The sequence below is a fragment of the Paenibacillus sp. FSL W7-1088 genome (assembly GCF_037969855.1).
GTDB lineage: Bacteria > Bacillota > Bacilli > Paenibacillales > Paenibacillaceae > Paenibacillus.
This window is the reverse complement of sequence record NZ_CP150216.1, coordinates 7,037,833-7,062,907: the sequence shown is the minus strand read 5'-3', so window position 1 is coordinate 7,062,907 and position 25,075 is coordinate 7,037,833. Positions and strand designations below refer to the sequence as shown.

At 45.8% G+C, this 25,075-nt stretch carries 21 protein-coding genes; 15 read left to right on the top strand and 6 right to left on the bottom strand.

Annotation, left to right across the window (positions count from 1 at the left end):
* Nucleotides 1–216 precede the first annotated feature (216 nt).
* Together MKY42_RS31750 and MKY42_RS31745 are read right to left on the bottom strand one after the other, a co-directional pair.
* Entirely contained in the window at nt 217–4,611 is a 4,395-nt protein-coding gene (locus tag MKY42_RS31750) for an S-layer homology domain-containing protein (RefSeq protein WP_339847530.1), read from the bottom strand.
* A 397-nt stretch (nt 4,612–5,008) separates the two neighbouring features.
* Nucleotides 5,009–5,575 carry a transcriptional regulator gene (locus tag MKY42_RS31745; RefSeq protein WP_090902932.1) on the bottom strand — a complete coding sequence of 189 codons (567 nt, stop codon included), beginning with the start codon at nt 5,573–5,575 and terminating at the stop codon, nt 5,009–5,011.
* 200 nt (nt 5,576–5,775) lie between these two features.
* Between MKY42_RS31745 and MKY42_RS31740 the strand changes: the two genes are divergently transcribed.
* From MKY42_RS31740 to MKY42_RS31710, 7 genes are all read left to right on the top strand, one after another.
* Nucleotides 5,776–6,651, top strand: a complete 876-nt coding sequence (locus MKY42_RS31740) for a sugar ABC transporter permease (protein ID WP_063565861.1) — start codon at nt 5,776–5,778, stop codon at nt 6,649–6,651.
* Nucleotides 6,651–7,577 (top strand): carbohydrate ABC transporter permease, encoded by a 927-nt coding sequence (locus tag MKY42_RS31735; RefSeq protein WP_339847519.1) that lies wholly within the window; start codon nt 6,651–6,653, stop codon nt 7,575–7,577. Before MKY42_RS31740 ends, MKY42_RS31735 begins: the two co-directional genes overlap by 1 nt.
* Nucleotides 7,578–7,611: 34 nt before the next feature.
* On the top strand, nt 7,612–8,991 hold the full coding sequence (locus tag MKY42_RS31730) for an ABC transporter substrate-binding protein (protein WP_090902934.1): 1,380 nt from the start codon (nt 7,612–7,614) through the stop codon (nt 8,989–8,991).
* An 87-nt stretch (nt 8,992–9,078) separates the two neighbouring features.
* The gene (locus MKY42_RS31725) at nt 9,079–9,846 is read left to right on the top strand and encodes an HAD family hydrolase (protein ID WP_090902936.1); all 768 of its coding nucleotides are present in this window, start codon (nt 9,079–9,081) and stop codon (nt 9,844–9,846) included.
* On the top strand, nt 9,843–10,178 hold the full coding sequence (locus tag MKY42_RS31720; protein ID WP_090902938.1) for a multidrug efflux SMR transporter: 336 nt from the start codon (nt 9,843–9,845) through the stop codon (nt 10,176–10,178). The genes MKY42_RS31725 and MKY42_RS31720 overlap by 4 nt, the downstream gene beginning before the upstream one ends.
* Nucleotides 10,178–11,188 (top strand): metallophosphoesterase, encoded by a 1,011-nt coding sequence (locus tag MKY42_RS31715; protein WP_090902940.1) that lies wholly within the window; start codon nt 10,178–10,180, stop codon nt 11,186–11,188. Before MKY42_RS31720 ends, MKY42_RS31715 begins: the two co-directional genes overlap by 1 nt.
* 350 nt (nt 11,189–11,538) lie before the next feature.
* Nucleotides 11,539–12,999: a carboxylesterase/lipase family protein gene (locus tag MKY42_RS31710; RefSeq protein ID WP_090902942.1), complete on the top strand. Its 1,461-nt coding sequence runs from the start codon at nt 11,539–11,541 to the stop codon at nt 12,997–12,999.
* Nucleotides 13,000–13,170: 171 nt separating this feature from the next.
* Here the strand turns inward: MKY42_RS31710 and MKY42_RS31705 are convergent, their stop codons facing one another.
* Nucleotides 13,171–14,325, bottom strand: coding sequence for a VanZ family protein (locus MKY42_RS31705; RefSeq protein ID WP_090902944.1), 1,155 nt, complete (start codon nt 14,323–14,325; stop codon nt 13,171–13,173).
* A gap of 244 nt (nt 14,326–14,569) precedes the next feature.
* Between MKY42_RS31705 and MKY42_RS31700 the strand changes: the two genes are divergently transcribed.
* From MKY42_RS31700 to MKY42_RS31680, 5 genes are all read left to right on the top strand, one after another.
* The gene (locus MKY42_RS31700) at nt 14,570–14,911 is read left to right on the top strand and encodes a zinc ribbon domain-containing protein YjdM (RefSeq protein ID WP_090903613.1); all 342 of its coding nucleotides are present in this window, start codon (nt 14,570–14,572) and stop codon (nt 14,909–14,911) included.
* Nucleotides 14,912–15,104: 193 nt separating this feature from the next.
* Nucleotides 15,105–15,662, top strand: coding sequence for an RNA polymerase sigma factor (locus tag MKY42_RS31695; RefSeq protein ID WP_090902946.1), 558 nt, complete (start codon nt 15,105–15,107; stop codon nt 15,660–15,662).
* The gene (locus tag MKY42_RS31690) at nt 15,619–17,277 is read left to right on the top strand and encodes a DUF4179 domain-containing protein (protein WP_179262426.1); all 1,659 of its coding nucleotides are present in this window, start codon (nt 15,619–15,621) and stop codon (nt 17,275–17,277) included. Before MKY42_RS31695 ends, MKY42_RS31690 begins: the two co-directional genes overlap by 44 nt.
* Nucleotides 17,278–17,710: 433 nt before the next feature.
* Complete coding sequence (locus tag MKY42_RS31685; RefSeq protein ID WP_090902950.1) at nt 17,711–18,523, top strand: class I SAM-dependent methyltransferase; 813 nt, start codon at nt 17,711–17,713, stop codon at nt 18,521–18,523.
* Nucleotides 18,524–18,696: 173 nt separating this feature from the next.
* Nucleotides 18,697–19,758 (top strand): LLM class flavin-dependent oxidoreductase, encoded by a 1,062-nt coding sequence (locus tag MKY42_RS31680; protein ID WP_090902952.1) that lies wholly within the window; start codon nt 18,697–18,699, stop codon nt 19,756–19,758.
* 104 nt (nt 19,759–19,862) lie between these two features.
* Here the strand turns inward: MKY42_RS31680 and MKY42_RS31675 are convergent, their stop codons facing one another.
* Nucleotides 19,863–20,522, bottom strand: a complete 660-nt coding sequence (locus tag MKY42_RS31675) for a TetR/AcrR family transcriptional regulator (protein WP_090902954.1) — start codon at nt 20,520–20,522, stop codon at nt 19,863–19,865.
* A 192-nt stretch (nt 20,523–20,714) separates the two neighbouring features.
* Between MKY42_RS31675 and MKY42_RS31670 the strand changes: the two genes are divergently transcribed.
* A complete protein-coding gene (locus MKY42_RS31670) occupies nt 20,715–21,530 on the top strand; it encodes an SDR family oxidoreductase (RefSeq protein WP_090902956.1) in 816 nt (271 codons plus the stop codon).
* A 199-nt stretch (nt 21,531–21,729) separates the two neighbouring features.
* Here the strand turns inward: MKY42_RS31670 and MKY42_RS31665 are convergent, their stop codons facing one another.
* The gene (locus MKY42_RS31665; RefSeq protein ID WP_339847513.1) at nt 21,730–23,493 is read right to left on the bottom strand and encodes a cellulase family glycosylhydrolase; all 1,764 of its coding nucleotides are present in this window, start codon (nt 23,491–23,493) and stop codon (nt 21,730–21,732) included.
* A 96-nt stretch (nt 23,494–23,589) separates the two neighbouring features.
* A complete protein-coding gene (locus MKY42_RS31660) occupies nt 23,590–24,066 on the bottom strand; it encodes a DUF4385 domain-containing protein (protein ID WP_179262430.1) in 477 nt (158 codons plus the stop codon).
* A gap of 118 nt (nt 24,067–24,184) precedes the next feature.
* On the opposite strand from MKY42_RS31660, the gene MKY42_RS31655 reads away from it, so the two are divergent.
* Entirely contained in the window at nt 24,185–24,652 is a 468-nt protein-coding gene (locus MKY42_RS31655) for a YfbM family protein (protein ID WP_090902961.1), read from the top strand.
* A 97-nt stretch (nt 24,653–24,749) separates the two neighbouring features.
* A complete protein-coding gene (locus MKY42_RS31650; protein WP_339847508.1) occupies nt 24,750–24,881 on the top strand; it encodes a hypothetical protein in 132 nt (43 codons plus the stop codon).
* The last annotated feature ends 194 nt before the right edge of the window (nt 24,882–25,075 follow it).

The window sequence follows — 25,075 nt, the reverse complement described above, 5'->3', positions numbered from 1 at the left end:
TTCTTATGTATGTTTACATCATAGGGTTAATGTTTTTTTCAATCAACTCCTTTTGGAATGTTATCATACTGCGCTTGAACAAAATCTGAACAACGGATCAGGGTCCTAAAACATGTATTCATATCAAAAACACCCAGTCAAGGTTAAGATCCTAGACTGGGTGCTTCCTTTAGCTACATTTCTTAGCTACAGATATTACTTTTGCAGCACTTACACCTATCGGATGGTTAATTCCACCACGTCTTCATCCTTAGTATTATGGGCAGCATCTTCTAGGTTATTAACCTTTACAGTTACTGTACCAGCCGCTGTAATATCAGCTTGTAATGTTACTGTCAACGTTTTCTTATCTTCCGACCAAACTCCCGATCCCGGATCGATCTCTTGGTCACCGATAGATAGTAGACTGAAAGTTACGGGTTCACTAAATGTCAGCTCAACACTTTCACCCATACTAGCTTTTCCATCAACATTATGATCTACTAATGCTGCTGATGTAAGGGTTGGAACTTTACTTTCCTTAATAGTGACAGGGAAAACTTTCGTTTTCTTCATCCCATTGTGTGTAAATGTAGCTGTTAATGTCACCAGATCATCTGCATCGTCATTGCTGCTTCTAGTAACCGTTCCATCAGCATGGACTGTTGCACCATCAACTGTATCTGCAGTCCATTCGACTAGAACACCATCTACATCTGTTGGTAAATTTAAAGCCTCTGTTACTCCCTGTAAGGTTGGATTACTGGCTTTAATTAAGTTTTCATCCATTTTTGCCCGTGCCTCATCAAGTACTGCCAAGTCATCAGGATTATGCTCATACGCATCTTTAGTTTTTCCAGCACCAGCAGCATCTAAATCAAATATAGTAGTATCTGAAATATTTAAATTTCCATAGTTGACGTTATTTCCAATCCCAAATCCATTGGCGGCTGGAGCCGTGATAACAATTTCACTAGCACCACTCGTTGTTAAACTAGAGCCCTCTCCCAGGTAAATCCCATATACGGTACCAGGGAAAGTACTTGTTTTCACATTTATTGTACTATCAGTGATATTTACAGTAGCACCTTTGGAAGTCTGAATACCATTGGCACCTCCGTTTGCACCATTTGATGAGATTGTAGAATTAATAATGTCTATTGAAGCACCTTCTACATCAGCTCGTACTCCAATTGCATAATAAGAACTATTGTCAGAATTCGTAAAATGAACTGAAATAGTTGTATCTTTTATTTCTAGTTTTGCATTAGCATTTTTTAATAGAATCCCTGAAGCTCCATAACCACCACCTGCTGGAAAATCCACCGTTACATGATCAAGTATAACGTCCGCAGATCCACTTATATAAACTGGTCCACGTTCACCATCTTGTGCTGTTCCTAAATAGCTACCTTTAACTGTTAGATTTTTCAGTAAAACTTCACTTGGAGAAGCTGTGACCGCCACTCCAGCCGTAAATTCCAATTTATTCTGACCATCAATAATAACAGGGTTTGCTAAAGCTACTTTAGGAACTGAAATAGGATTTGTTACGGTATCATCCACTGTTATTGTTTTTACCAAACCATCTCTCACATAGTTATGATTAACACTATTTACGACTTCCGTACTGTCTTTTACACGTAAAACAGTCGAAGTGGTAACCTTAAGAGTTTCCCCGTCTGCAAAAGCGACTTTTTGCGAATTACCGCTTTTTGTAACAGTTACAGACTTGAGTGAAAATGAACCTGATGCGATGGAACCTTGAGCGATATCTTCATCTGTGTATGAGATTTCCAAGCCTTCAACTGGTTCCCCATTCTGTGAGAAAGTCATTGAATTTTGTATTTTCCCAGCTGCTTCACTGACAACTGCGCCATTCTCCCAAATAAAGTCGCCTGTTAAATCATTTTGAACAATTTCATGAGCAAATGGAACATGCTGTAATTTGACCGAATTGGTTATACTTTGACCACCATTTGCATCTTTTACTGAGCCTTCCACTAGGGAAATATCAGAGCCAACTTTAAAAACATTAGCGCTGGTAATGTCTCCACCGATGGTCATGGTGAGGCTTGTCCCATCCTGAGACCAAACCGCTTTGATTGGATATTGATCAGTACCCATCCCAAAAACGAAATCTTTCCCAAAAAGATGCTCATCAATACTGTGATCCTCTGTGTTCCCGCTATATCGAACGGGTTCACTAAATTTAAATGTAATTGTATCTCCTGGTGAAGAATCTCCGTCTTTATCGATATCATTTAAAATGGCACTCACTAGGTAAGGCTTTTTCGATTCTAACACTGTAGTTTCGATGGAAGTCTCCTTGATTGCATTTCCATTCGTTGCTGTAACCTTTAACAAAAGTTGATCATTCTCATTATCCGCATCATCTTGCATTACGTTTCCTGTTGAAAGATCAATGCTTGCGTTATGGTCGCCCACTTTTGTAGCTGAATCCCATTTAAAGCTTGTACCATTCGGTCCCACTGTAACTAAATCAAGCGGAGTGGACACCTGCTCTAAGCTTGGGTTTTCTTTTTTAATAAGTGAAGGGAGCAATGCCGTATCGACTACTAACTTTAATTCATTCTCTGTTAAAGGCTTCCCTTTTTCAGCAATCGCTTTTTTCACTGCGGTTGTTACATCTGTGATATTTTCTGGAGTAACACCTTTAATATCAATACCTTCAAATAGTTTTACTAAATCATCTGCACCGGGTGCTGGTGTTGCATTGATTTTATCTTGCATTACCTCTACAGGGCGTTTAATCGTATGTGTCATTTTACCACTAGCATCCACTGTTACGATAATTTGTGCTTCCTTTAAGGAAGGTGCATCTTCTTTAATCGAAATAGTAGCTGTACCCGGACCTTTGGATGTGATGACGATCTCTCCATCCTTTAAGGTAGCGGTTGCGACCGTTCCATTACTTGATGTAACTGTTGTACCAATCATGCCTACAGCAAGTGGATCTTCGTTGTCTGTATCTTCAATATTATTGGCTTTTAAAGTTTGTGAAACAAATGGATTCGGTGTGCCCCCATTGTTTCCACCGTCTGTTGATCCGCCACCATTAGATCCGCCTCCACTCGAAGGCGCAGTCGGTGTTGTTGGAGTTATCGGGGGGGTAGAGCGTTCTACCTGCGCGGTATTCGTCACATTTTTTATTGCTGAAGATATACCTCCCGGGTATTTTACAGCTTCCTCAGGCTTTATATTTACTGGCTTAATTAAAGTATCAATTGTAGTGTCTTTTGGGACAATCAGTTGACTTCCGTATTGTTTCGTTTCTACTGTCGACAGTTGGGCTTTGTTTTCAAGCGTTACTTTTATTGGCGTTTCAATTGTTAAATGGTTTGTTTCAAGCTGTCCTTTGACGACTACGTTCTGATTCCCATTAAAATGGATTGAATTAATTTTACCGGCAACTTCGATACCTGATACATTATTACCAACCTTAATAGATGGTGTAGCCTTGTTCGTGACAATTTCAGTGTTGTCACGATTCACAACAATTTCATCTACTGTTGTGTTCGTAAGCTTAATAACTGATTTCTGCTCACGCTTTGCTTCCCCTTCAATGATCAAGTTTCCGTTTAATGCAAGCCCATTTAATTCAATTTGCTTTTGGTCACCTTTTTTAACCGTAATATCACCAGTAATATTAGCATTTGCCAGCTTAATATAATCGCCTGCAATGGTTATATTGGCTTCGACAGTACCTCCAGCCAAATCCAATGTTAGCGGGTTATCAATAGTTCCTCCATTGGTCAATTCCAGGTTACGAATACCGATAATTTTTGTGCCAATTTTGATAAAATCTAAATTTGCCTCATTCAACGCTGCTAAATTTTTTGAATGAAGTAATGGCTGGAGCTCTTTTTTGATGTAAAATACCTGACCACCCATAGTCATTTTATTGCCGCTAATTTCAAAAATAATTTTCTCATCTGGTTGGCGGTTATCACGATAATCTGTTGTTTTCTCGGATCTTATTGTAAATGCTGCCATATCTCCGCGAGTTAGTGTCGAAATTCCACCATATTTTAGGGCGGATTGTCCGGTTGTAATACCTAGATCATATAAGATTTGAATATATGGAGCGGCCCAATTATTTTTTAATTGTGTATCCGTAAATGGTAAATTAATTTCTTTGGCGGGTTCTAGACCATAGCCATTGACAATAATTTTTGCCATTTGATTTCGTGTAATAGGTGAGTTCGGTTTAAATGTCCCATCCTGAAAGCCATCGATAACACCTGCTTCTTTTAATGCTTCTATGTACGGGTATGCCCAGTCACTCGTTGAAACATCCTTAAACGTAGGATTAAAAGATTTGGTAACATTTAAGCCTAGATTGAGTGCCAGAATTTTTGAGGCTTCTGCTCGTGTTAACAATCCTCCTGGTTTGAATGAACCATCTTTATAACCACTAACAAAACCACGCTCAAATAATTCATTCACATATTCATAATAATCCGAAGCAGCTTTGATATCTGTAAACGTTTCCCCATTCTCACTCGCTTTTATATAGTCCGGTGCCACAACGGTAAGTGCGCTTGTTGCAATCGTTGTAGCAAGTGCTACTTTAAAAAATTTGTCATATAATACGGTGTTTTTATTCATCCTACTACTTCCTCCTCGTGATTTAATTTCAGTTTGATAGATATGTCCTTAATTTAACGAAGTGCATCTGAACAAAATCTGAACAAAATTAAGACGCGATGGCGGATGGAGGCAGAGGATCGGTGCATCGCTTGTGGATGCTTCCGGGGAGGGGGGCGTTCATAAAGAAGTGAGAGGTACCCTTGGTTAGTCCGTTACTGGACTGTATGGCATTTTGGCGACGGCACAACGGTGGCGATCGAGATGGCACGTATACATTTTGATCTAACGAAACACCCGAGAATCCACGAGTGGTAACAAAGAAGAGGCCATCCCTGGGGTTGGCCTTTTGCTGGTTTTTTCGTAAGAAGCTTGTTTCATTAAGATCGTTATACTGGAGATTCTTCGCAACGCTGCATCAATCACTTTCATGCGGAGCGTCTTTGTAAAAAACACCTTCCCGCAGTTGATCTACAAATCCCTGCAACCACTCATAATACTGCTCGGCATGCTGAAGTTTATGCAAATCGCGCAAAGCATCTTCCCGTTCCTCCGGTGGAGTTGTTCTGGCGAGAATAATTTCCGATAACTGCGGAATGACCTCCCGAAGGCTTTCCTGCATCACGTCGATTTCCCGCTGAAGCTTGGCCCCGAAGAAGTTCTGAAACGTACGGAAAAAGTTTGTTTCGGCCAGATACTGATCCTGCCGTTCCCGCTTTTCCTCCAATTTATAGATCATCTGAGATTCGGTAAGCGAACGTACAGCATAACTCATATTACTTTTGCTCATGTTCATGGACGTTTTCATCTCTTCCAGTGTCATGGGGCGATCCTCAAAATACATAATGCCATACAGTTGGCCAAATGAATGATTGACTCCGTACAGATCCATGGTATTGGCAATGGCGTCAATGACTTTTTCCCTCAGCTCGGGCCGATAGGACAACGACGAATGGTTCTGGTCCTCGGCAGCTTCTTTTCCCACAATCTCACCTCTAGTATATGGATGGGACTCCCTGTTTCCTTTTCATATTTTACATGACCTCGCGTTATTTTAACATAACCCGGAATTAGTTTTTTCAAATGTATTATACAATCATTTTTGTACAGAAGAGATTAAAGGGAGTTTGAAAGCATGATTTTTAGAAAAATTAAATAAAATTTGGACGATTAGGAGTGTGCAAATTGCGTGTGAAACTATGGAGGGAGACAGAAGCGGTTCTCTTCACCCTTCCTGCCCTTATCCCATTACTCATTTTCTGGCTGGGGCCTTTGGGATACATTGTATATCTGAGTTTTACGGATTGGGACTTTATGAGTCCTGACAAATTATTCGTCGGTTTGGATAACTACAGCTATCTGCTAACCAATTCTGAATTCTATCGTTCATTAAAAGTTACGCTGTTGTTCGGTCTTGGAAGTGTAGTGCCTACGATAGTGGGCGGATTGGCGCTGGCCATGCTCATGAACAGCAAGATTAAGTCCTCCGGCCTGTTCCGGACGCTGCTATTCTCCCCTTGGGTGACCCCGACTGTCGCAGTCTCCATTGCGTGGTCATGGATTTTCGAACCTGAAGTGGGGCTGGCCAACCTGCTGCTTGGCTGGGTCGGCATATCCCCGATCGGCTGGCTGAAAGATCAGAACTGGGCACTGGTAGCTGTGCTCATCGTCACGCTGTGGAAATCGATTGGCTGGTCCATGGTATTCTACCTGGTCGCACTGCGTAATCTGCCATCCGATCTGCTTGAAGCGGCATCGATTGATGGGGCAGGCAGCTGGGACAAGTTCCGAAGCATTACACTGCCGTTGATTTCACCCACCACGTTTTTCCTGTCCATCATCCTGACGATCCAGTCGCTTCAGGCTTATGACCAGATCAACGTGATGACGCAAGGGGGACCGGCGGGATCAACAAGGACCTTGCTTTATATGTATTATCAATCTGCATTTGAGTCCTTCAATGTGGGCGAGGCTTCTTCCATCGCCGTCGTTATTATTCTGATCTGCGTTCTGCTGTCAGGAGTATCTTTCCTGCTCGGCCGACGCCTGGTGCACTACTGATGAACATGACCACTCTAAGCAAACATACAAGAAAAGATAATAGTCGTGAGGAAGTGCAGAAACGGAAACGGAAGATTCCTCGTGCAGGAAAAGGATTTGGATTTGCTACCGCACTTCGCTATCTGCTGCTTGCGCTGGTGAGTCTGACGATGGCATTTCCGTTCTACTGGATGGTCATTAGCGGTTTCAAGACGAATGACGAGATCTGGCAGTTCCCGCCAACCTTCTGGCCCGAAACGTTCCGTTGGAACAATTATGTGGATGCGTGGCAAGCTGCTCCGTTTGCCCGCTACATTCTGAACAGTACAGGGGTAGCGGCGGCGATCTGTCTGATCCAGGTCATTAACTCCAGCATGATGGCCTACGCACTCACCCATATGCGTTTTCGTATAAAAGGGGTGCTCACCGGATTGATTCTGGTGGGTTACATGATTCCGAGCACCGCGGTTTATTTGCCCAGTTATTTAGTGCTCAGCGAACTCAAATTACTGGATTCCTATACCGGACTGATTGTGTCCAACTGTGTCAGTGTGTTCTCCATCTTCCTGATCCGTCAGGCGTTCATGCAGGTGTCGCACGAACTGGTAGAAGCCGGACAATTGGATGGAGCGTCGCACTTCCGCATTCTGTGGACCATTATGACACCGCTGGTTCGTTCATCGTTTGCCGTGATGGTGTTGATTACATTCATTGACCAGTACAACAACTATTTCTGGCCGATGCTCATTACCAAAGACCCGAATCTGCAGCTGGTATCCGCAGGTCTGCGCAGCTTTTTCGTGGAGGGTGGAGCCTACGGTCTGGCATGGCCCCAGATCATGGCTGCCAGTGCCTTTACCATCGCACCGCTGCTTATCCTTTTCCTGTTTACCCAGAAAACGATCATGCAAAGTGTGAATATTACTGCCGGCGTGAACAAGAACTGATTTTCACAACATACTTTATATAGGAGGAATCAAAATGAAACTGGGTCAAGCGAGTATGAAATGGCGGAACAAATTAAAGCTCAGGTGGAGAGGGGGCATGTCGCTGGTACTGGCTGCAAGTTTCGCCCTGATCACCGCATGTGGTTCCTCAGCCGATAGCGGCACAGGGAAGGGTTCAGATGCAGCTGCTGCGAATGGAGCGGATTCTGCATCAAGTAGTCCGGTCGAGATTGAGTTCTGGTATGGTCTGGGTGGTAACCTGGGAGATAACATGAAGAAGACGATTGACGCCTTCAATGCATCCCAGAGCGACGTTGTTGTCAAAGGGATTGTACAAGCCGATTACACGGAGACGGAACAAAAACTGCAGGCAGCTATTGCCTCGAAAAAAGTACCCGCCGCTGTACTAAGCTCCAATATCGACTGGGCGCGCAAAGGGTACTATGCACCACTGGACGAGCTGATCGCTGCCGATCAGAGCTTTAACAAGGAAGATTACGTTCAGACCTTCCTGGAGCAGGGAAAAGTAGACGGCAAGCAGTATTTCTTACCAATGTACGGAACAACTCAGATCATGTATTACCGTATGGATGCGCTCAAAAAGAATAATATCGATCCTGCCACTCTGACGACGTGGGAGGCACTTGCTGAAGCGGCAGCGAAGATGAGCAAGCAGGAGAATGGCAAGACAACCTTCTATGGCTGGGAGCCGATGTGGGGTAGCGATAACATGATTGACGCCGTGCTGGGTAAAGGCGGGAAGATTCTGAGTGATGACGGCAAGACCGTAACGATCGATTCACCGGAATGGGTAGAGACGTGGGAACTGTTCCGCAAGTGGATTAATGAGGACAAGACCATGGGGATTCACTTTGGCGGACAAGGCTGGGAGTACTGGTACAAAACCATTGATGACGTGATGAAAAATAAAGCAGCCGGATACACAGGTTCCAGCGGTGACCAAGGAGATCTGGATTTCAGCATCGTTGCAGCCATGGAACAACCGGGCTGGGAAGGTGTAGGCCAAGGCAAACCTGTAGCGAGTGCAATCATGGCAGGTATACCGGCAGAAGCAAGTCCGGAACAGCAGCAAGCAGCTTATAAATGGTTGACGTATTTCTCGGAAACAGCGAATACAGCCGCGTGGTCCATGAACACAGGTTATATTGCAGTTCGTCAATCTGCTCAAGAAGATCCTGCTTTCAAAACGTTCAGTGAAGAGAATCCGCAAATTAAGGTTCCATTGCAGCAGGCTTCCCATGCTTCGGCTCCGTTTCAGGACCCGACCGGAGGCAAAATCAATGCTGCGCTGAAGGATGCAGCAGATCAGGTTCAGATTAATAACATTCCAGCCGCACAAGCGCTGAAAGAAGCCAAAGAAAAGGCTCAAAAAGAATTGGATCGCGTGAAATAACAAGGGAAACAAGCTTAACTTGGAGGAGCGGTGCAGTCATGTACCGCTTTTCTGACTTCTTAATTTAGCAGACAAGGAGCGTAACCGATGCCCGAATTAACGCTGGGGAACCTTTCGACCCCAATTGAGGCTATTTTATTTGACAAGGATGGGACATTGCTTGATTTTACAGCCATGTGGGGCTTCTGGACCGATTGTGTGATGGAGAACTTCCGGGAAGAGCTTGCTGCTCGTGCCCTTCAGTTCAACGCAGCAGAGATTCCTCATATATGGGGGACATTCCATGATGAGCAGGGTCGAATGAACGGTTATGATGTGCGAGGCCCCCTTGCCATGGGAACGATGGAGGAGGTCTACGCCGTATTAACTTGGCATGGCTATCGTGCAGGATTGAGCTGGGCGGAAGCGAAAATTATCGTGAGGGAATGTTTGCTACAGGCAGAATATGCAATGAATAAGGAGCGCCCTGCTCAGCCTCTCCCAGGTGTCCTTGCCTTTCTTGAGCAGTGTCGCAGCAAAGGACTGAAAATGGGCGTCGTCACAGCGGATGAGACCGAAAATGCCCTAAGTCATTTGAAGTGGATGGGGATTGACTCTTTTTTCACTGTAGTTGTAGGAACGGATCAGGTTGGACGGGGAAAACCGTTTCCTGACATGTTGTTGCTGGCGTGTGAGCGGCTGGGTGTACCTGCTGCAAGAGCTGTCGTGATCGGCGATACGGATGGTGATATGGAGATGGCTCGTGCTGCGGGGGCTGCCTGGAAGATTGCTGTCGGTGACCCTGCTCATATCAAGCTCGCGGATCTTACGGTTCGTTCGTTTGATGAATTGCTGGAAGTCGAGGTAAACCGATGACGAGTCATTCGTATACCGGCTGGATACTGCTTGCCCTGGCGATTGGATTGGAGCTGAGCGGTACGATTCTGATGAGGGTATCGGATGGGTTTACCCGCTTATGGCCTTCCATTCTTATGTTTGCCTGTTATGGAGCGAGCTTTACCCTGTTGAATTTTGCTGTGAAGTATATGCCGCTGGGTGTTGCTTATGCCATCTGGTCAGGCGTAGGCATTACATTGATTGGGATCGTGGGACATTACTTTCTGGGAGAACGTCTGAAGGCGATGTCGATCGTCTGGATGGGCTTTATTCTGATTGGCATTATTGGACTGAAATGGAGTGATTCCTGATGGGAAATGAAAATAAACACGAACAACCGATCGTCAGCTTCCAGGTCATCACCGATACTCATGTAAGAGAGCAGGCCGATCATATCCATAACCGTCATCTGGAGAAAGCACTGGAAGACATCGCAACATATAGTCATGGCAGCAGTGGAATTATGCATGTGGGTGATGTGACTGATCGTGGACTGCCGCAAGAATACCAGGAGTTGCAGCGTATATTGGAGACTCACAGCGAATCACTGCCTGAAATACGTTACACTGTAGGCAATCATGATATCGGAGCCATTCTATGGGGAGATCCGCCGCTGAATTTGACCACCATGACCCAGCATGAGGTGGGCGAGGTATTAGGGCATTCAGGGGATATGGGCCAAGTCGAGGCTCATGATATTGAAAAACCACAGAATTCCATCTCAATTGAAGAGTTATGGCAGAAGCGGTTGAGCGATTTTACAGCAATCACAGGTATGAACGGATCGTATCACGACCACTGGATCGACGGTTATCATTATATCTTCCTGGGTACGGAGCAGCCTCATCCGAAAGATTGTGATATGTCTGCCGATCAACTGCAATGGCTGGAAACGAAACTATCGGAGCAAGCATTGCCGGAGCAGCCGATTTTTGTCTTTCTCCATCAACCACTGATGGATACTGTTGCGGGTTCCATGAAGGAACAGGGTTGGTATGGCGTGAATCAGGACGCAGCATTAAAGGCTGTGCTAAGTCGTTATCCTCAGGTCATCCTCTTCTCTGGGCACACCCATTGGCAATTAGAGGCTCGGCGCACCATGTACGAAGGTGGCGGACAGCTGCCAACGATGTTTAATGCTTCCTCTGTAGCTTATCTCTGGACGGATGAGGATGAGCATCTGGAGGGAAGTGAGAGTCTACATGTGGATGTGTACCGCGATCGGGTTGTCGTTAAGGGTCGTAATCATGTAACCGGGAGCTGGATTGAAGGTGCAGAATATACGGTTCATTATCCGGTAAAAGTAAACGGCGGTAATTGATCCATACATCGTGTAAGTTGATGGAATATCCAGGGCAGCAATAGAAGACTTCGCTCGTTAATTGAAGCGGAGTCTTTATTATTACTGCAAAAGTTCCACGTGAAACGTAGCGATGGCGGTTGATTTTGGGCAAACTTGTAAATGGGACCAGCTGGGATTTATACTCAAATTATTGGAAACGCGCCAGCCAGTACATACGAAAGGGCGTTGAAGCAATAGAAGGTCATTCTTTGTGTACGTTATTAAACAAACCTTGAGACAGAATTTCATCAGCTCAAAGTTACACCCAGATCTGAACAATACCAGTCGTAAACTGGAACTATCGATCAGTAGAGAGGATGTATGTGCGCATGAGGGAACTTCAAGTGAATACAAGATATGGCACGGTTCAAGGAGAGCTTCTGCATGGAGTGAATGTATGGAAAGGCATTCCTTATGCTAAACCACCCGTGGGTGAATTACGCTTTCAGGCTCCGGTTCCACCCGAGTCGTGGGATGGAGTCAGAGAGGCGAAGCAATTCGGCCCTGAAAATATACAGCCAAGAAATCCTCAAACCGAGGCCATATCCGGACTGCCGCCGGTGGAATCGGAGGATAGTCTTTACCTGAATATCTGGGCACCTGAAAAAGAAAGCCATGATCCACTTTCCGTGATGGTATGGATTCATGGTGGATCGTTCGTTTCAGGCGCTGGCAGCCAGCCGATGTACGATGGAACACAACTCGTCCTCCGGGGAGACGTTATCGTCGTGACGATCAATTACCGCCTGGGGCCGCTTGGATTCCTGCATATGGCCCCGCTGGGAGAAGGTTTTGCATCCAACGTGGGTTTACTGGATCAGGTTGCTGCACTGCAATGGGTACAGGACAACATTGAGGCTTTTGGCGGCGACTCGGGTAACGTCACTGTATTCGGAGAATCTGCGGGCAGCATGAGTATTGCGGCTTTGATGGCGATGCCAGCAGCCAAAGGGTTGTTCCACCGTGCCATTATGCAAAGTGGAGCCTCGCAAGTCATGCCAGCAGAGCAGGCTTCAGCCATTCGTGAAGGCATGCTGAAGGTTCTGGGTGTGACACCAGATGACCTGCATAAACTCAAAACCATTCCAGTGGAGCAAATCATCGCTGCTGGCGAGACGGTCAAACAACAAAGCGGTGCAGGGATGGCCCTGTTGTTCCAGCCCGTACTGGATGGAGATACACTTCCGAACTCGCCTCTCCAGGCGGTAGAAAAGGGCGCAGCACAGGATATCCCTGTACTAATTGGAACCACTTTGCATGAAGGCTCGTTGTTCATTCAGCCTCAGGTGCCTTACTCCGAAGAGATCAATATGGTGAAGGCTGTTGATTTCATGACACCTGATCTGGAGAATCGGGCTGCCATTGCGGACAGTTATCCGAAGACTGCAGATGGCCAGGCCCAGGTAATGACGGATTTGTTCTTCTGGCGCTCGGCTGTGCAATATGCGGCAGCTCAGAAGAAGCATGCACCTGTATGGATGTATCGCTTTGATTGGGTGATGCCAGAGCATCCACTGCTGCAAAAATCAATTCATAGTATCGATATCTTCTTTGCTTTTAATACATTGCCTGTATTGAAGTTTATGAATGCCGAACCGGATGCCGCAGCAGCAGAACTTGCGGGTAAAGTGCAGGATGCATGGATTTCGTTTGCCAAGCAGGGCAAGCCTGAGACAGCGGGAGTAAATTGGCCTGCCTACGAAGATGATCGCGCTACGCTAATTTTCAATCATGAAGTGGAGTTGGTCCATGACCCGGAAGCTTCCAAACGTAAGCTGCTGGGGCTATAGTTCGACCACCTCTGGACTTCATCTTAACATAGTTAAAAGGTGTGTCTCGTCATTGGCTGACGAGGCACACCTTTTTTTACGATGGATCAAACTTGAAGACTTTAATGGCAAACGATACGGTACTATTCTTCACCCGAACCTATGTGCTGTGAGGTGGAATGAGTCCAGCATTTACTTTCGGGATGCTCTTGTCTTAGACACATCATCACAGTAAAACGCTCGCTTGCCCCGGGAGAACAGCACCAGTATGACATGAGCGAACAATACCAGGAGAATCAGCACATGCAAACCAACAATGCCGACAGAGAGCCATATTTTATAGGGCTCAAGCATCGCGTTTTTGTTTAGCAAAGCATACTCGTTTATGATTTGAGCAATGGTCACAAACAGCCAAGGGACGTAAAGCGCGAGCAATCTTTTGAACAGGGAACTGCTGGAAGGCTCGCCAGTCCGTTGATCAACATATCTGAATCGCATCAGGGCTGAACCTGGTGTTCTGCCTTCTTTCAGGGATGGGATAAAGAAAAATACAAACAGCATCGCGATCATGGTATTTAGCATAATGGTCATAGCATTTGTATGGGTTAGATTGAAAATAGACATTAAATTGGTTGCAAACACAACAACTACACTATCAATGATAAGCGCCAGTAATTGAGGTACAGGATAGACCTTGTTTTGTTCGAGGATTTGTTCGCTTTTCGCCTGAATACTTGCACGAGATGGGAATAAGGCAAGCAGGATGGGAGCTGCGAAGAATCCAAGCACCGTTCCTGAAGTATTCAGCAGGAGATCATCCACGTCAAACAACCGATACGGGCAATCATAAAAACCGTAGAAGCCTGTGATCTGGGTAATCTCAAAGAACAGGGATAAGCCGAATCCGCTTATTAAAGCCTGTTTCCAGTACGATCTATTTTGCCAAAAATACCGGATATACACGCCAAGTGGCATGAGAAGCATTACGTTGAACAGAACTTGCAGAAAAGCTCTGCCCTGAATCATTACCATATAGCTGGCGGGTTGAGACCAGACGATCGGTGTTTCTTTCATAATATCTTTTACAAAGGTGAACGGAAAAAGGTTGTAATATACGGTATCCGCTGCTTGCTGTGCACATGTATTACGCGTGGTCGGGAAAGGAAGAATAACCAGACAATACGCAGCCAGCAGGTAGAAAATAAATGAAAAGCTGACGCCAAATCGTGGCCAGCTAAAAAATCCATCTTTCCGATATCCGTAGATCAACCAAGGCACCAGCAAAAACATGGCGATAAGGACAAAAATAAAAAAAGCCGTTTGGACAGGAAAAACATAGGGTGACATAAGCAGAAACTCCTTCTAATCGGAAATGGATATCAGCAATTCGTGTGAGACACGACTTTAAGAATAGTATTTGTTATCAATTGTTCTTCTGGAATTTTAGTATAAGAAGCCTTCCTTAAATCAGGGGGCGGGGCAATCTTAAATTTAGTTTAAAATCAATTAACCTCGTGCCGATGTGGAACAATGGACTGCATTCCCGTATACTTGCGAGGAAGCCACAAAATGAATGGAGAGTTTAATACATATGTCTAATTTGCCTAATTGCCCCAAATGTAATTCCGAATACACGTACGAGGACGGTAATCTGTTGGTGTGTCCAGAGTGTGCGCACGAATGGAGGCTAGTGTCTGAACAAGAGAATGCAGAAGAAAGTAAAGTAGTACGCGATTCAAATGGTAATGTCCTGAATGATGGCGATACCGTTACGGTCATTAAGGATTTGAAGGTGAAAGGCAGCTCGTTGGTAGTTAAGCAGGGCACCAAAGTCAAAAACATTCGTCTGATTGACGGTGACCATGACATCGACTGCAAAATCGACAGCCTGGGCGCAATGAAGCTGAAGTCCGAGTTTGTGAAAAAAATCTAGCATCTCCTCTTAGGCATCGCTGGATTGCCATGTTACTGGTCTTGTCTTAAACCATAAAGAACGTTCATTTCTGCAATGCTGTGGAAGTGAAGGTTCTTTTTTGTTGTGTGGAGAAAGGGTAAGAATGAACCTTTGAAGGATCGGCTTTGTCTATAGATTTGAAAAGGCTGATGCAGAGAAAGGAGGGAACCTTTTGAACGAAAAGGAACTGTTTGAAAAGTACAACAAGGATGTGTACCGAACTTGTTATTACATGCTCCATCACGCTCAGGATGCAGAAGATGTATGCCACGATGTTTTTATTACGGTGTTTCGTCAGGATTGGCAGAAGGTTGAATACATGAAGACATGGCTGATGAGAATTACGGTGAATCATTGTCTTAACTTTCTGAAGAGGGAGCGCACAGCAAAGCAGCGGGAGAAAAAGCAGTTTATTCTCACGCCTCAACGAACGGCTGATCCGGTTGATACGTTGATCGAGCATGTGGAGGAGTCCGAGGTCTGGGCACAATGGGTTCATGAGCTGCCTGAGAAAATACGTTCAGCGATTCTGCTGCGTTATATGAATGAATTAAGTTTATCCGAAGCTGCAGAGATTCTGGAAGTACCACTGGGCACGGTGAAGTCAAGAGTTTATAAGGGAATTCGATTGCTTAGGAAAAAATGGGACCAAGCGAGAAAGCAACATCAGAAAGGGGAAATGTATAGTGAAGCATACGGAAAATCTGTTGTCTCGTCATCTGAAAAATGATGAGGATATTCGCTATCCCGATTTCGATGCCATGTGGGATCAGATAGTACAGGATCGGGTGCGTTGCCCTGAACTTCATGTATCAGAGAATAAAGCACATGTGCAACAACACTTCAAATGGAAAAAGACTGCATTGATCGGAACCGCTGCAGTTATTCTCATGGCGACGCCGGTATATGCAGCAGTCCACTACAATTGGGGTGATCTTTTAAATCACCGCAGTGGTATCCAGAATGCCATGCAAAAGGAGCTTGGACAGAAACTGAATCAGTCCGTAACAGTAAAAGGGGTAACATTAACTCTGGATACAGCCTTTTCCGATGATAATCGCACAGTTATTTTGTATACACTGGACCCTGGTAAGTATAAAGGTGATACCGTAAGATTCCCTTCTATTGGCCTGCGAGATGAGAGCGGCAAGCTAATTGAAGGGAGATACTACCATGTTCCTGATCAGACTGATGGCAAGTTTAAAGGGTACTTTGAGACGGAGTGGACACCATCAGGAAAAGAAGCGAATGTCGAATTCACTGTAGGTGGAATCCAAGTGTTAGTTCCGGAAGAAAAGGAAATTACCCTAGATCCGTTACAGCCACAATCACAGGTGTTCAATATCAACAAGGATGGTTTGGGTGAACTTGTAGTTAGCGCATTCAACGAGAAGGAAAATAAGATGATGTTGTCTACATCATTAACCTTTGATCAACCGGAGGTTCGTGACTACGCCTTTCCGCATTTAAAGATATATGATCAGAATGGACAGATGGTGGAGGAGAATGCACCGAGCATAAATGGCAAGCCTGGAGAACATGGTGAATATATATCAGAACAGTTCTATAACCTGGAGACGTTGAAGCAACAAGCAGCAAGTTATGTACTGGCTTATAGTAAAGAAGAAAGCAAAATGGACCAACCACTGGATATCGGTATACGTCTGGATAAAACAGAGATGCTTAGTGGTACGAGTACAAGAGTGCTAAATATACCTCTGGAGGATCAGTCGGATGGAGCAGTCATCAAGGAAGCCATAATTACACCCACCCAAATCAGGCTGATCGTTACTCATAGCGAATATTTCATGCAATTACCATATTTGAAATACACACTTGATGTAAATGGCAGCAAGTTAATTGGAGGGGTATGGCCGTCGGACGATCCGGCACATGAAGCGGAACTGCGCTTCGAAGTAACCTCTGGATTGGAAGTTAATCAGGATACCCCAATGACCTTGTATGCCCGCCATAAAGTCAATTATATTCAGGGTGAATTTGAGCCAATTACCTTATCCGAGATTGGGGAGAAACCACAATACATTAATTCGAATCTGGGCGATTCTATAATCCATTGGACATATTACCGTAAGGACGGTGATTTGTACGTGGAGAGATATAGTGATGATCTACATTTTGGTGGAATTAATCAGACCTATACGATCCAGAAGGGCAAACGAAGTTATGGTACTCCGGCCAAGACTCAATTTGCGGGTGACGGAAAAAACCTGGGTATTGATCGGTATAATAATTACACATCGGATTCAGCAATCGTATATCCGTGGATGTACAGCACAGAAGAACCGGAACGTGAAGTAGCTGTGCAACTGGAAAATAAGAATTGACAGGAAATATTTAGAAGTACTATACTGAGTAAAATTTAACAGTCAAATGCATTGATCAGGAGTATTAAGGCACAAGGTTTGGTCCAGAGAACTGTCGTTATGGTGCAAGGCAGTCCAACCTATCCCCAACTCACCTGTGAGCAGCAGGATCGAATCGTAGTTACGTAAGTATCGTCATTGTTCAGCACAGGGAAGGGCTGGATGTTGAAAATGATGCTATACGCTGACTTCATGTAGATCCTGACGGTTAACCTCCGTCATCAGGTCCTGAGATGTTATGGCAGGATAGGTTGGAGCACGATGTATCCAATCCTGTTCATGGATCAAAAAAGAGTGGTACCGCGAAGGTCAGACCTGTCGCCTCTTAGTTGAGGCGGCAGGTTTTTTGTTTTTTTATATGGCCTTAATGTTGAGAAAAGGCAGGTGCAGAATCATGGAAAGATCACGTGTGATTGAGTATTATTCCAGATTTGATGAGTGGGGGAGGCTGGACCGGGAGCCACTCGAGTTCATCATTAACATGCATTATATCCGAGAGTCCCTTCCGGCAACCGGACTTGTGCTGGACAATGGCGCCGGACCAGGCAAATATGCGATGGAGCTTGCCAGGCTCGGATACCATGTCACACTGTCAGACCTGACCCCTGCATCTGTGGATATGGCTCGGCAGAAGGCAATGGAGTTGGATTTAACACAGCAGTTTGATGGATTCCATGTATTGGATGCGACCCATCTGAACGGCATTGCAGATGAGACGTATGATGCCTCTCTGATGCTGGGGCCGTTGTATCATCTGCAGACGGAAGAAGAGCGAGTGGCCGCGGTACGGGAGCTGCATCGGGTCACCAAGCGTGGGGGAACTGTGTTTGTAGCGATGCAGAGCCGCATGCGAATGGGCATTACCTCTTTGCAATTCCCGCAGCAATGGAAACCACATGACCATATGGAAGCTATCCGGTCTTTTGTGGAAAAGGGGACATTCGATCATCTGGATCAAGGACGGTTTACGGGGGCGTACTATTTCAACATTCAGGATATTAACCCGTTTATGGAGCAGCACGGATTCGAAACGGTAAACCTGATTGGATCGTCCAGTCTGAGAGCTATGCTCACAGAAGAGCAGCAGCAATATTGGAAAGAACGCGGGGAATACGATGAGTTGATTCACTACATGATTGAGGCGGCCAAAGACCCATCGATATTGGGAATCTCGTCTCATCTGCTGTACATTGGGAAAAAGAAATAATCATGAAATCATTGGATTCTGAGAAGAATATTTCACGAAAGTGCCCTCTGGAAACAGGGGGCACTTGTATTTTTCATCAAAATAGTTCAATATTAAGATAAATAACAAAAGGTGATCTACTTACAATAGGTTAGATGAACGACGGATCGCTTCATACCAGGGAGGAATAGACAATGGAAATCGGAATCAGTACATTTGTGGAGACGAACCCAGATGTAAACACAGGAGAACTTATAAGCCATGCGCAGCGTATTCGCGACGTCGTTGAAGAGATTGTTTTGGCAGATCAGGTGGGGCTGGATGTATACGGCGTGGGAGAACATCATCGTGCCGACTATGCCGCTTCATCACCAGCTGTCATTCTGGCCGCCGCAGCTTCACAGACCAAACGCATTCGCCTAACCAGCGCTGTAACGGTGCTATCTTCGGCTGATCCGGTACGGGTTTTTCAGGATTTTGCAACGCTGGATGGCATTTCGAATGGGCGTGCGGAAATTATGGCAGGGCGGGGATCATTCATCGAATCATTCCCATTGTTCGGCTATGATCTGAATGATTATGATGAATTATTTGATGAAAAATTGGAGCTGCTCTTAAAGCTGCGTGACTCGGAAAAAGTAACTTGGGAAGGCAAACACCGCCCTTCCTTTAACAATCTGGGCATCTACCCACGTCCGGTACAAGAGAAGCTGCCTGTATGGATCGGTAGTGGCGGTAACCAGGAATCGGTTGTCCGCGCAGGTCTGCTTGGATTACCGCTTGTCCTCGCTATTATTGGTGGTCGTCCTGTTCAATTCGCGCCACTGGTGGAGTTGTACAAAAAAGCAGCCGCACATGCAGGTCACGACGCTTCCAAACTGACTGTGGCTTCCCACTCTCATGGGTTCATTGCGGATACAACAGATGAAGCCGTGGAGAAATTCTTCCCTCCAGCTCAGGCTGTAATGAACATACTGGGCCGTGAACGCGGCTGGGGACACTACAGCCGTGCAACCTTTGACGCGGCACGCAGTCTGGAAGGCGCATTGTATGTGGGTGATGTGGATACCGTGGCTCAGAAGATTATCTATCTGCGCAAAGAAGTGGGTATTACACGCTTCATGCTACACACTCCCCTCGGTACGATGCCGCATGAAGAAGTGATGAGAGCCATTGAATTGCTCGGCAAAGAAGTCGCTCCCAAAGTCCGTGCTGAAATCTCGCGTTGGGAAGCTGAGAACGAAGCCGCGCGTTAATTAGCGATAGTAATCCCTTATATATAATTATAAAAAGGAGCAGGTTCCTTCATCCGAGCGATGAAGTGCTTGCTCCTTCTTTCGTTTCCTTATCCATTCATGGCTTAGCCATTGGAGGATACTCCAACAAGTGAAAGAATAACCATGGACAACGTATGATCATATAGCCGTTTCGCGGCATCTTCACTCTCAATATGGCCTCCCAGGTACAGATGGATGACACCATGCAGAGGGGCCCAAATCATACGGACTGCAAGCAGGAGATCGTTCTCCTTAAGCATTCCCTGCTCAATTGAGGCCGCAACCAAGGAAGTAATTTGTTTGAGGGCAGTTGCTGTTCCTTGCAGACTCTCTGCATCTGGTTTGAATTCTGCAAAAGAACCACCAAACATCAGCTGATAGAAGCTGGATTGTGTAATCCCGAAATCCCAGTAGGCATAAGCGAGATCGCGAAAATAATTCTCGAATGATGCTTGCTGAGGCACGGATTCAAACGATTGGGATAGGAGGGCGCACCCCTCCATATATAGATATTTAGCTAACCCTTCTTTCTTGCCGAAGAGGTTATATATGATTTTGGTGGAGCACTCCATTCGTTCTGCCACACGCCGAACCGTGACGGCTTCGGGACCGTGCTCTTGCAGCAAAGATGCGGCGGCATGCACAATATTTTGGCGCAGGTTTTCGGAGTGCTGGAGTCTGGCTTCCTGAAAGGTAGTGACCGTGTGAGCGGATTCTTTGGAACCCGAATTGTGATCTTTCATCTATCTCATCCTCATACATCCATATTGTTGTTTAACGGAAACTGTGTTTCTTATCGTCATTCTACTGTTTTACGCTGGAAATCGTCAAATGATCAAAAGAAGTTGACAGTAAGAAGACAAGAGAGTACGATGGTTTCATTAGGAAACAGTGTTTCCAATAAAAAACGAGTGTTTAAAAAAGGTGGATGAGATATGAAGCAGGTTCAAAATCAATGGGTCCTCATTACGGGGGCTTCTTCAGGAATTGGGCAGACTTTTGCATTGGAGATGGCGTCAAAAGGCAAACATGTGGTCTTGGTGGCCCGATCGGAGTCCAAATTGCGTCAACTAGCAGAACGGATTGAGCGAACCTATCAAGTGAAGACGGAAGTAATTGTAGCGGATCTATCCCAGGCGGATGCACCACAACACGTTTATGAGGAATGTATGAATCGAGGAATACAGGTCAATGTATTAATCAACAATGCGGGATTTGCCACGCATGGAATGTTTGAGCAGGTGGATGGTGCACGGCAGCAGGAAGAGATTATGCTGAATGTACTCGCAGTCATGAACATGACCCATCTTTTCCTGCCAGGCATGCTGCAAAAACGGAACGGTACCGTCATCAATGTCTCTTCAACGGCTGCTTTTCAGCCTGATCCATACATGGCTGTATATGGGGCTACGAAATCTTTCGTTCTTTCTTTTACAGAGGCGTTGTATGAAGAGAACCGGAAGCGAGGCGTTCAGTTTTTGGCTTTATGTCCTGGCTCGACCGATACCTCATTCTTCGACGTAGTAGGAGCCGAAGAGGCCTCGGTAGGCAAACGGGATACGCCAGAGCATGTTGTGGAAGTGGCGATGAAGGCGTTGGCGTCAGGCAAGCCGTATGCTGTGCCAGGTGCCTCCAATTACTGGACGGCCCAGTTCGCTCGCCTTATGCCGCGCAGACAAATGCTGCGCATCGTAGGGGGCATGCTTCGGCCCCGTTCGAAGAGTGGCAAGCCGCAAAAGGCACAGGCTTAGGCGTACCATACCAAACCATACCAAACCATACCAAACCTACCAAACCTACCAAACCTACCAAACTCAAAGACGCTGCCAGCTGAAATACCCAACTGGCAGCGTCTCTATTTGAACAATCTTCAATACTGTGTAGGTCATGCTGCATCCAGCAGCGCCCATTGCAATCAACAGGTCGTACAATCTCAACCCGCGAACAATTTCAATTATTTTGTACCTTGCCAGTCACCTGATTTCCGTTCTTAATCAGGGTGTAGCGAATGACCTCACCACTCCAGAAATGAAATGTTAGCTCGATCTGTGCGTCGTGCAGTTCTTTGAGCCAATCGGGCTGTAGTTTAATTTCATTCGTTTCATAAGAAGGAGCAAATGTGGTCAAAAACTCTTTGAACGGTGTCCAGTCCTGTGGCGCTGTATTCTCACCGGAAGCATACACAGCCTCCATCGTGGCAAGCTGATCACCTTGAAACTGGGTCGGAATGGAGAAGGTGTCTACCGTACCTGTTGCCCCGCCCAACTTGGGCTCCGTAGACACAATTACATTCCATTTCCATTCTGCGCCCCGATTGAACTTTGCTGTAAGTATCCCATGGTTCCCAATTTTCTGAGTTGAGCGGATCATCCGTGATAACGCAGCGGATTTGACGGTTAACGTGTTGCCGTTGAACGAATAATCCGTGCCAGCTTTTAGCATCTCCTCACCCGCATACAGGGCAACCAGCTTGTTTCCGTTTAACTTGATCGTCAATGGTCTGTCTCCCACAGGCGCACCTTGTTTGAAATAGAGCAGATCGCATTCTCCCACGGCAGAACGTCCTGTCCAAGACGCTTGGATCATCTGAAATAAATCGGTGTCAGCCCACTGAAATGTTTGTCGATTCAGATGCTGACCGTTGTCCCATAACATGGACGCGATCTTTTTTTCTTTTAGCTGATGACCGATGAATTCAAAATATTTCAGCTTCTCTCCCTGTTCGATGACATCCGTATGTTTGTCGAAACCGAGCAGGCCGTATTCGCCCAGAATAACCGGAATACCTTGAATAACCAGCGTGTTGTACACGTTATTAAACGTACTGGCCGCATCATTTTTCGTATCCGTATCGAAGGTGGTATGCCCCGCAATGTTGACGCTGAACGGCCAGTATCCGTAATAATGCACCGTAGCAATCAGGTTGTGGTCCTTTAGCCCAGCTATCGTCTGCTGCAAACTGTCGAGTCTCACCTGTGTTGGTGAACCTTCCAGCGTAGGCAGGACCAACGGGCGCTCAGCGTTATTTTCACCTGTTTCTCGTACCAACTTAACAAATGCAGTGTTCAATTCATGCAAAAGCTCCAACTGTCGCGCCTCATCAATATTGCTGCCTGAGCCCATGTCGCCTGCATTTGTTGCTCCGCGGTGAAAGCGCGGTTCGTTAACACTTTCAAACATCAGCTTACGTGGTTCATCTTTGAACTGCTTGGCAATCTGAGTCCATACTGCTTTATAACGGGAAAGCACCTGATCATGGTCCGCCTCCAGTTGACTGATCCAGAGATAGGAATCATGGTGAACGTTCACGACGACATAGAGATTGGCGTCAAGCGCCCATTGGACAACCTCCTGAACACGCGCCATGTAGGCCGGATCAACAGTGTAGTCTGGTGCGTCACCCATATGCCCATCCCATGTGACGGGAATGCGAATACTTCGGTATCCCTGAGCAGCGATCTGCTGTATCAGTTCGCGGGTAACTCTCGGGTTGCCCCAATACGTTTCGTCAGGACCGACCGTATCCAGGGAATTTCCCAGGTTCCATCCCGGCTGCATCCCGTCAACATAGGTTTGAAGTGGACCCAAAGCCGTCGTTTCATGTTGTCTGGCAAGTTCAGACTTGGCTGCAGATGCAGGCAAAGGAAGCAGAATAAACAGACACAGGGTGATGCAAACAAGCGTAAAAAAGAAATGGTGGCTACGTGGGTTCATGAGGGCTCCTTTGGATGGGTATACTCGTTAATCTCGTGTGTGAAGCTTGATGTATTGCATTATATCAAAATGAACATCTGCATGAATCATGTATTTTCACCCCTGCTCCTGCGCGTTCTTCGACTCATACTTCTCCCGGTGCTCCTGCTTCATTTTCACATAATCCGGGTCCGTTTTGGCGATCTCCCATTGTGCTTTGAAAATGGCTGCGGATTCAGCCTTCACCTTATCATTCTGATAAGGCAGGATGGAGCCGTCCTCCTTCGAATATTTGCGTCCGCCTTTATGATTCGTATACCGCCGGGCCCGCGTATAGCCCATTTGCAGAAACTTGCGTGCCATATCCATACCGACAAAGTCATCCTTTTTCTTATACTCCAAAAATAGTTCGTAGATCTTCTGCGAGGATTCTGTCGCAATTTCGGGTGTTTTGAACCGCCAGTATGGTAAAATCTCGCTTTTGTAGGGCTCCACCATTAATACCCCTTGCTCTCCCCGGCCAACGGTATACAGTTCAGGCTGCTTGCGCAGATCAAGCTCCTCGTAATTGAGGCTGTAATCAAACTTTTTCATGGACTCCGCTCCTTCTTGAAGATTATTGTTGTTCCTTTCCACCTCTTTACCCCGATTCTTGTACAACAAGCACGGTTAATGGAAAGAAGAGCAGTACATACATAGGAGGGATAAGGGTATGGGCATGTCCGGCAGATATCTTGTTGTCACCAAGGAATTGGTTGAATCCATTAAATCAGGTGAAGTCAGTGTTCATGATTGTTCGGTCGAGCTGGATATTGATAAAACGTGGCAGATGCTTCAGTTTACGTTGACTGGTGAAGTGGTGGAGGGGCAGCCCCCTCTGGGTTATGTGGTCCCTTTGTCAGGCGAACAATATTTGGGCAACTATTCAGACATGGATCTGTTCCTGCTGAACAATGAACAGGTGCTTGAGGCGTATATTGCGTTAGAACAACTGACACCTGAAGAATTGAAGAAACGGTTTAGCCTGGAACAAATGGTAGCTGAGGGCGTGTATCCTGTCATGGAAGATTGGGATGCAGAGGAGACATTCGATGAGATCGTTCAGACACTGAATGATGTTCAGGCTTTATATCAGGCGACGGCTGCAAGCGGGAACGGAATTGTCTTTTATATTTTCTAAGTTCCCACCTCCGTCTGTTTAATTTGTCATTATTCCGGTTATTGATAGAAACAAGGCACAGATTGCCTAAAATCCGGTAGAAGAGAGGGAATACGATATGACACAAGACCAGAACGAAGAGAACAAAGCCATTCAAGACGACGAGCCGGATCAATTTGAAACCCCTGCACGTACCGATGGTAAAGAATCGGATGAGGACACTGAGTCCGAGTCTACAGAAAAAGAATAAACTGAACTGTTTATGATTCGACTAGGCATATTGTTGTTGAAGCGAATTACACCAAATTTTAAATATGCGTCATACCCGAGGTCGGACCATTGTTCGGCCTTTTTTGGTATTTATTTATGGACCCGGTTTACAACAATTACCTATAACCCTCATAATAGGAGTGAACCACATTTTTCCTAAGGAGGAGATCGTAT